The organism is Stenotrophomonas sp. NPDC077659 (assembly GCF_050268705.1).
Classification (GTDB): domain Bacteria; phylum Pseudomonadota; class Gammaproteobacteria; order Xanthomonadales; family Xanthomonadaceae; genus Stenotrophomonas.
Map to the genome: position 1 here is coordinate 1 of NZ_JBNNHG010000164.1, position 7,914 is coordinate 7,914.

Annotated in this window: 6 protein-coding genes; 4 read left to right on the top strand and 2 right to left on the bottom strand. The window is 69.1% G+C overall.

Translation table 11 applies throughout. From position 1 onward, the window contains the following. Positions 1-153 precede the first annotated feature (153 nt). Positions 154-456 carry a hypothetical protein gene (locus tag ACQKDV_RS16960; RefSeq protein ID WP_427785277.1) on the top strand — a complete coding sequence of 101 codons (303 nt, stop codon included), beginning with the start codon at positions 154-156 and terminating at the stop codon, positions 454-456. Positions 457-468: 12 nt separating this feature from the next. Here the strand turns inward: ACQKDV_RS16960 and ACQKDV_RS16965 are convergent, their stop codons facing one another. Further along, on the bottom strand, positions 469-1,119 hold the full coding sequence (locus ACQKDV_RS16965; protein ID WP_427785278.1) for a response regulator: 651 nt from the start codon (positions 1,117-1,119) through the stop codon (positions 469-471). A 36-nt stretch (positions 1,120-1,155) separates the two neighbouring features. Beyond that, positions 1,156-4,080, bottom strand: a complete 2,925-nt coding sequence (locus ACQKDV_RS16970; protein ID WP_427785279.1) for an ATP-binding protein — start codon at positions 4,078-4,080, stop codon at positions 1,156-1,158. Positions 4,081-4,353: 273 nt separating this feature from the next. On the opposite strand from ACQKDV_RS16970, the gene ACQKDV_RS16975 reads away from it, so the two are divergent. From ACQKDV_RS16975 to sctW, 3 genes are read left to right on the top strand one after another with little or no spacing between them, the layout of a single operon-like run. Further along, positions 4,354-4,998: a helix-turn-helix domain-containing protein gene (locus ACQKDV_RS16975; RefSeq protein ID WP_427785280.1), complete on the top strand. Its 645-nt coding sequence runs from the start codon at positions 4,354-4,356 to the stop codon at positions 4,996-4,998. Next, the gene (gene sctC / locus ACQKDV_RS16980) at positions 4,995-6,707 is read left to right on the top strand and encodes a type III secretion system outer membrane ring subunit SctC (protein ID WP_427785281.1); all 1,713 of its coding nucleotides are present in this window, start codon (positions 4,995-4,997) and stop codon (positions 6,705-6,707) included. The genes ACQKDV_RS16975 and sctC overlap by 4 nt, the downstream gene beginning before the upstream one ends. Further along, a complete protein-coding gene (sctW, locus tag ACQKDV_RS16985) occupies positions 6,694-7,812 on the top strand; it encodes a type III secretion system gatekeeper subunit SctW (protein WP_427785283.1) in 1,119 nt (372 codons plus the stop codon). Before sctC ends, sctW begins: the two co-directional genes overlap by 14 nt. Positions 7,813-7,914: the final 102 nt, after the last annotated feature.

The window sequence follows — 7,914 nt, forward strand, 5'->3', positions numbered from 1 at the left end:
GCGCCCAGCGTCGCGGCGGCAGCGTAGCGTAGGGCCCGTGCAGGGGGCATCATGCGCGGACCGGCGATGCGTGGCCGTGGTCACCACCGTGATCCGGCCTTACGCGCGCGTTCCCGCGCCCGTGGTGAGGCGCCTTGCAGGGGAGTCCAGACAATGTCCCGTATCGGAACAGACGTGTTTCCCGCCGCCGCTCCCCGCGCCGGGACGCCTGCCGAAGACGTCTCCGACGTGGCGGCAGGCATCGAGCGCCTGAGCAATGCCGGCGCCGGAGTGCTGCCCGGCGTGACCAGGAAAAAGGCGCGGCCGGTGGCGGTTTCGCGCGCCGGTCCGCGCCTGGTCGATGTGGTCAGCACTTCGCTGCTGGCGGTGGCGGTATCGGTCGTCGCGCCGCCCCGCCAGGGCCGGGCAGCCCGCCGTCTACGCGCGGACCCGCACGGCCCGATGCCCACCAAATGAACGCCGTGGCCCTCACTGCCGGATCTGGCGGAGGTAATCGAACAGTTCGGCGTCGTTGGCCAGCCCCAGCTTGTGCATGGCATCGCTTTTCTGGCGGCTGATGGTGCTGATGCTCTTCACCTGCTGCTGCGCGATCTGCTTGATGGTCATGCCGGTGCCAAGCAGACGCAGCACCTCGTGCTCGCGCGCGGTGAGCGCCATCCCACGGCTCTCCGGATGGGCGAACCGGCCATTGCCGATCGAATCGATCAGCGCCTGCAGGCTGGGGCTCACATACGGGCGCCGGCGGTAGGCCGAGGCGATGGCTTTCGGAAGACTGTCGTGGTGGACATCGTGCTTGTCGACAAAGCCGAGCACGCCCGCATTCTTCGCGGCACGCAGCGCGCCCAGGTTGGTGGACACCGACAACAGCACGATCGGCAGCTCCGGGTGCTGGCGCCGGATGCGGCCCAGCATGGCCAGGCCGTCGGGAAGTTCGCCGCCGGCCATCGTGAAGTCGGTCACCAGGATGTCGCAGGGAGACTCGGAAAGCACCCTCAGCAGTTCTTCCGGTGTTGCGGCTTCACCGACAATCGTGCCGACCCCGGTGGACTCGATCGTGAACCGGGCGCCGATGCGAACCACCAGGTGGTCATCTGCCAGCACAACGCGAAGACCGTTCATGTGGATTCCCATGCATGCATGACCGGCACGAGGCTGTCACGGGCCATGTTCATAGCGTTCCACGCTTGTCGTGATCAACGCGATTGCATCAAGCACGGTTGCCATCGCGGTCGCCTCCGCTACCTCGGGCGAGCGCAGGTCCTGCTCGGCGCGGGTGCAGGCCTGGGCCGCCTGTGCCTGCCCCAGCATGGCCAGCGTGCCGGCAAAACTGTGCAGCAGATCGATCAGGGAGGGGCGGTCGGCGCGGTCCAGCGCCTGGGTCAAAGCCGTCAGATCCCGGCGTGCCGTCTGCAGGAAGGCGGCTCGCATCCGCGCCCGCACCGTCGCGTCGATGATCGGCGGCGTGATCGGCATGGTTCCCGGCGGTTCCCCGGACGAGGGCAATGCCGCCTGCAGCGATGCCAGGGCGACCGGCTTCAGCAGCAGCGTGGTGATGCCGGCCTCGCGCGCCCGTCGCGCGTCGTCGGTCATCGCCGTGGCGGTGACGGCCAGGATGGGCACGGCAGGGGCCTCCGCGCGGATCTGCCGTGCAAGCTGATAGCCATCCAGGCCAGGCATGTTCAGATCGGTCAGGACGATGTCGAACCGGCCTTGGCGCCAGCAGTGCCACGCCTGATTCCCGTCCGCAGCGGTGGTGACCTGCCACCCCAGCGCCTGCAACTGGTCCTGCGTGATTTCGCGGCTGATGATGTTGTCATCCACCAGCAGGGCGTGGCCCTGCGCGGATGAAGCCTGCGCGCCCGGAGCGGTCGAAAGTGGCACATCTGCGAGCGTCGTGGTCGGCGTTGCCGGAATCTCCACGTGGAAGACGCTGCCGCTGCCGGGTGTGCTGTCTACGCCAAGCGTTCCGCCCAGCAGGTTGGCGAAACGCTGGCACAGTGCCAGCCCCAGACCACTGCCGCCATGCTGCCGCGTGGTGCCTTCAGCCACCTGTACGAAGGGCTTGAACAGGTCGGCCAGGGCGTCGGCTGCGATGCCCGGCCCAGTATCGCGCACCGTGAAACGCAGCCATTCCTGCCCGTCCGGTCGCCTGTCGGCCTCCACACCGATGGCCACCGTTCCGGTAGCGGTGAACTTCACCGCATTGCCTACGAGGTTGTTGATGATCTGTGCCAGCCGGTGCGCGTCGGCGATGTAGGCCGGTCCCACCGCGTCATCTGCCTGCCATGCCAGGTGCAGGCCCTTCCCGCTGGCCTGCGGCCCGAACAGGCTTGCGGTCTGCTGCAGCAGAGCGCGCGGGTCGAACGGTTCCGGTTCCAGCACCATCAGCCCGGCCTCAATGCGCGACAGGTCCAGGGTGTCGTTCAACAGGCGCTGCAGGACGTTGGCTGCCGCGCGTGCACGCGCGACACGGGCCTGGGTTGCCGCCGGCATGGACGGGTGGGCGAGCAGTTCCAGATGACCCAGCACGCCGCTGAGCGGCGTGCGTATTTCATGGCTGATCATCGCCACGAAGGCGGTCTTGGCGTGGTCGGCCGCTTCGGCATCATGCCGGGCCTGCTCGGCATGCTGCCGTGCCTCGCGCAGGCGTTGCTGGGTTTCCTGCTGCGCGGTCACATCGGTCACCGCGCAGACCCAGACGCCGCGCTCCTGGTAACGTGCGGCGGCCACGATGGAATGCAGGTAGCGGGCAGGCTGGGCCGGGTCTGCGGAGGGCACTTCGAACAGGTGCTCCCGTTGCTGGCCGTCACCACGCTGCATCAGGTGGTCCAGGATCGCCTCCACGCAACCGCCGGGGCCGCCGGCCAGGTGCGCCAGGGCCTGGTTGTGCAGGATCAGCCGGCCGTCGTGCCGGTCCAGCAGGCACAGCCCCACCGGCGAGGTCTCGATCACGGTCCGGCTCAGCGCCTCGCTTTCGTGTACCCGTGCGGCCTGCGCCAGGGCCGGGCGCAGCACCCGCCGGTCCACAAGCAGCAGCAGCCCCCACAGTGCGGCCAGCAACGCTGCCAGCGCCAGGCCGCCACCGAGCAGGGCGGTGCGTTGCGCCGCCCACACATCGGCCCAGCGGTAGGTCCGCAGCAGCGTCCAAGCGACACCGTGCAACGGTGCGGAGACCATGAAGGTACGGTCGTCGGACAGCGGCCCGGCCGGGTCGATGCGCAGCACGTCGTTGCCCTGCCGGTCACGCAGTACCCAGCGTCCCGGGCCGGCTTCCTCCAAGCGCGTGCGCAGGCCCTGCAGGGATTCAAACGTGAGCCGGTTGACGAACGGCATGCCGCCGCTGTCCAGCCGCATCTGGGTGACCAGCGCGTCTTCGCCGGTGAACGGGTTGCGGCCGAAATAGGCGCGCACGCGGCCGTTGTGCAGCTGCAGTTCGGCGGTGGCGCCTGTGGAATGCCAGCCGGCATCGGCGGCCCGGGTCAAGGCGGCCAGGGCCTGTTCACGGCTCGCCACGCCCAGGGTGTCCAGCAGTTGGGCTTCCTCGCGCAGGCCGGCAATGGCGAACAGGCGCCCGCGCGGCTCGTAGGCGAAGGAAATCAGCGAGGTGGGCGAATCCTGCGCGGCCACCGTTGCGGCCATGTAGGCCGAATAGGTCTGCACCATGCCCAGGTAGGCGGCCTGTTCCTGCGCGGAAAGGTCCATCGGTCGTGGCGAGAGTGCCAGCCACGGCGTGGCCAGGGCGCCCGTCGCCAGGACCCGCACCTGGCCGTCCTGTGCCGCGAAGCGCTGGGCGATCGGCAGGCCGCTGGCGACCAGTGCGGGTTGCTGGGTGGCCCACAGGGTGGAATTGGTGTTCACGCTGGCCGCATAGGCGCGCCGGCGCTCGCCGATGTAGCGGTCCACCGCCTGCTGGCCACGCTGCAGGGCCTCGCGTTCGTCCATGTGCACGGTTTCCAGCCGCAGCCACAGGGCGGCGGCGCCTGCGGCCAGCAGCAGCACCGTCAGCACGGTGCCTCCCCCGAACAGCAGCCGGCGCTGCAGCTGTCGCAGGGTGGCGAGCACGGAGTCGGGCGATGACACCACGATGCGGACCTGCGAAGGAGAGCCTGGGGCAAGCCTGACCCGCAGGCTGCCGCCATGCAAGGGCATGCCCGACAATCGGGATGGCAGAAGGTGCATTTCCGGCATGGCTGAAATCTGCAAGTAATTTCATGGTCATGCCGGACGCAGGCGTTCACGCTATGCGCCATGAATCCGGTGTGCCCTCCAACTCCGACGGAACCGACCGTCCAGGTCCAACGCCTTGCGCGCGAGCAGGGCGGACTGCTGTCCGTCGCGGGCGGGGGACCGGTTGTGCTGGCCTCGCGGCGCTGGGCACGACCGCTGCCCGGCATCGATGTCCCGGCCGATGCGGCGCTGCTGGTCCTGGCCGCCAACGCGCCGCTGCAGATGCGCGGGCCGCAGCTGCAGTGCGCGCCCCTGCCGGATGCACTGCCGCGGATGCTGGCCTTCCACGACCACGCACTGGGCATCGAGCGTCCGCCGCCGGAGGATCCGCGCCAGCCGGCGTGGCTGTTGGTTCCGCAGGGGCCTTGGAACGAAATGTCGTGTCGCGATTGGCTGCTTCCGCAGATCATCGCGGCCTCCCCGACGTTCGAACGGTGTGCCGCGCTGTGGGCACGCAGCGAACGCTACCAGATCGTGCGCTTCGTGCTGGCCCATCCCGAACTGTCCGTGCAGCAGCTTGCCGCGCGCTATGGGCTGTCGTGCGCGCAGTTCCGGCGCGTGTGCCTGCGCGCGTTCGGCCGGCCGTTGAAGGAACAGCTGCGCCTGGTCCGCGCCACGCGCGCGCTGCAGCTGCATGCCGATACCGGCATCAGCTTCACCCAGGTGGCCACCGAAACCGGCTTCTCCTCGCCTTCGCATTTCTGCTGTGAAATCAAGTCGCTGCTGGGCAGGTCGCCGCGCGACATCTTTGGATCCCCCCGACGCTCGTGAAACGCTTGTCCCTGTTCGTGCCAGTCGTGCTGCTGGCAGCATTCGCCCTCCCGTTGCCCGCCACTGCCCAGCCGGCCGACTCCACTGCCGCCTCCACGCCGCTGGAAGGCACGCCCATCACCCAGCGCGGCACGCTGGCCGATGGCAGTCAGTTTGTCGCCCGTGGTGATGGGGTGTCCTCGCTGCTCAATGCGCTGGCTGCGCAGATGGACCTGCCGGTGGTGGTCAGCAACAAGGCGCAGAAGAAGCGTGTGGAAGGCCGCTTCGCACTGCGTGAGCCGCGCGCCGTGCTCAACCAGCTCAGCCGCGACCTGGGCCTGGTGTGGTACAGCGATGCACAGACGCTGTATGTCTACGACGCCAGCGAAATCCGCAACGCGCTCGGGCACCTGCAGCATGCGTCCGTCGCGGTGCTCAACGATTTCCTGCGCCGCACGCGGCTGGCCGACAGCCGCTTCCCGGTACGCGGCAACAGCGCCGACGGCACGTTCTATGTGACCGGTCCGCCGGTCTATGTGGACATCGTGCTCAATGCGGCGCGTTACCTGGACGAGCTGTACCGCGACGCCGACGCCAAGGCCGAGCATGTGGAAGTCATTCCGCTGCACAACAGCTTCGTCGAAGGCCGGCGCTATGGCATGCGCGACTGGCAGACAACGCTGCCGGGCATGGCCCGCATCCTGGCGACCATGCTGGGTGATGCGGGCGCGGCCATCGTCGTGCGCCAGCCGGAGACCGTGCGTACGCCCGCCGATCCCGACACACCGGTGGCCGCCGCGCCGCCGCCGCTGGCCGCCCAAGGCACACCGTCTGCCATGCTGCCGGTCCGCGGCAGCGGGGCGGCCGAGCCCCGCACCATCGTCGTGGCCTATCCCGAAACCAACAGCCTGCTGGTGCGCGGAACGCTGTCGGGCATCCAGAAAGTGAAGCGGCTGGTGGCCGAGCTGGACCTGCCGCGTCGCCAGGTCGAGCTGTCGCTGTGGATCATCGACATCCAGAAGAAAGAGCTTGATGCCCTGGGCGTCAACTGGAAGGGCGATGTGGGCGTGGCCGGCCGGCTGGGTGTGAGCTTCAACCTCAACGGTGCCAGCAGCACGCTGGACGGCCAGCGCTTCCTCGCCTCGGTCATGGCGCTGTCCGAACGCGGCAGCGCCAGCATCGTCTCGCGCCCGGTGCTGCTCACCCAGGAAAACGTACTGGCCCATTTCGACAGCAACAGCACGTTCTATGCACGGCTGGAAGCCGAACGTGCGGCCTCGCTGGAAGCGGTGACCTACGGCACGCTGGTAAGTGTGCTGCCGCGCGTGTCCGACGGCGGCGAAGTGGAAATGCAGCTGAAGATCGAAGATGGCACCGACAGTGGCAGCAACGTCGAAGGCCTGCCGGTCATCACCCGTACCTCCATCGATACCGTGGCGCGGGTGCCGCATGCGCTCAGCCTGCTGGTGGGCGGCTATACCCGCCAGGAGGCCAGCCGCACCCGCCAGGCGGTGCCGGGGCTGGGCCGCATTCCATTCATCGGCGGTGTCTTCCGCAACCGCGATACCCGCCAGCAGGAACAGGTGCGGGTATTCCTCATCCAGCCGCGCGTGCTGCACGGCGTACCGGCCGACGAAGGCATCTACGCGCCGGAGCGGCGTGGCTCGTTCGGCGAGCAGTACCAGCAGCTGCGCGAGCGCGTGGTGGAGGATCTCGATGGCCGCCATTAACACCCACATCGCACGGCCGTTGCCGGTCCCGCCCCGGCCCGCCATGCCCGCGCGGGGCACCGACCCGGCCGCCGAGGAGCGCGATACCGACCGCGCGCGTGGCCCCGCGCTGCGCAAGAGTGGGCTGATGCAGCTGCTGGACATGCAGGACGACCTGTCCGGCCTGGTATCCAGCATGCGCCGCACGCGGTCGGCCGATGCCGGTACCGACGACATCCGCGGGCAGGCCTGGCTGGACCACGTGCTTGACGAGCAGGCACCGCAGAAACTCGACCAGATCCGCCAGCAACTGCGCGCAAGCGGCACCCCCGACCTTCCGGCGTTGCGCGCGATGCTGGAAACCGTGTTCCCCGATTCCAGCGATCTGCTGGCCATCGTGCGCACGCTGCTGGCCGAGGCCGAGCTGGAGGAACTGCGCAGGACGCTGGCCGAACTGCATGCGCAGTTGACCGGCGACGAGGCCGCGCGCACCACCCGTGGCGGCCTCAACGTCGCGCTGAAGGCCCGCCTGCAGGCCCCGCGCCTGCGCGCCACCGCGCGCCAGCTGCGGCGCTCGTACCAGGAATTCCTGGCCGGCGGCGAGCCGATCGACACCTATGAACTGTGGATTGACCTGTACGGTTTCGAGCGCCGCAGCCAGGTCGTGGATTTCATCGAACAGGCCCTCGCCGCGGACATGTACGCACTCGATCCCAGTTGCTCGCGCCTGGAATTCGGACGACTGCTGCAGGCGGTGCGCCAGCTCACCACGCTGCGCTCGGCCGACCACCTGCTGCAGCAGCACTGCTGGAACGGCGCGCTGATGACGCGGCTGGGCGTGGACCAGCGGCAGCTGCTGGGTGCGTTGCTGCGCATGGTGCGCCAGGGCGGGGGACTGGCCGACCTGTTCCAGGGGCTGCTGGCCGGCGTCGCCTATGCGATGGCCGTGGACGAGAAGGCAGGCCTGGTGCAGGGCATGCGCCGTTTCCTCAAGGCACTGCCGCATGGCCTGTGGGCCGACATCGGCCTGCAGGTGCAGGCGCTGGAGGAAGTGGACGCGCTGCTTGACGTGGCACTGGCCCGCGAGCGCCTGCTCGGCGGCGCCCGGCACCGGGTGGAGGCGTGATGAACGCATTGACGCCTGCACCCTCCGGCCTGGGCCAGATCGCGCGTACCCTGCTGCGCCCCGAGCTGGCCCTGGTGATCCTCATGGCCGTGGTCATCGGCA

What these genes read in the sequence shown, in the direction of transcription:
- ACQKDV_RS16960 (WP_427785277.1), top strand. Translation starts at nt 154, where the DNA reads ATGTCCCGTATCGGAACAGACGTGTTTCCCGCCGCCGCTCCCCGCGCC.
- ACQKDV_RS16965 (WP_427785278.1), bottom strand. Translation starts at nt 1,119, where the DNA reads ATGAACGGTCTTCGCGTTGTGCTGGCAGATGACCACCTGGTGGTTCGC.
- sctW (WP_427785283.1), top strand. Translation starts at nt 6,694, where the DNA reads ATGGCCGCCATTAACACCCACATCGCACGGCCGTTGCCGGTCCCGCCC.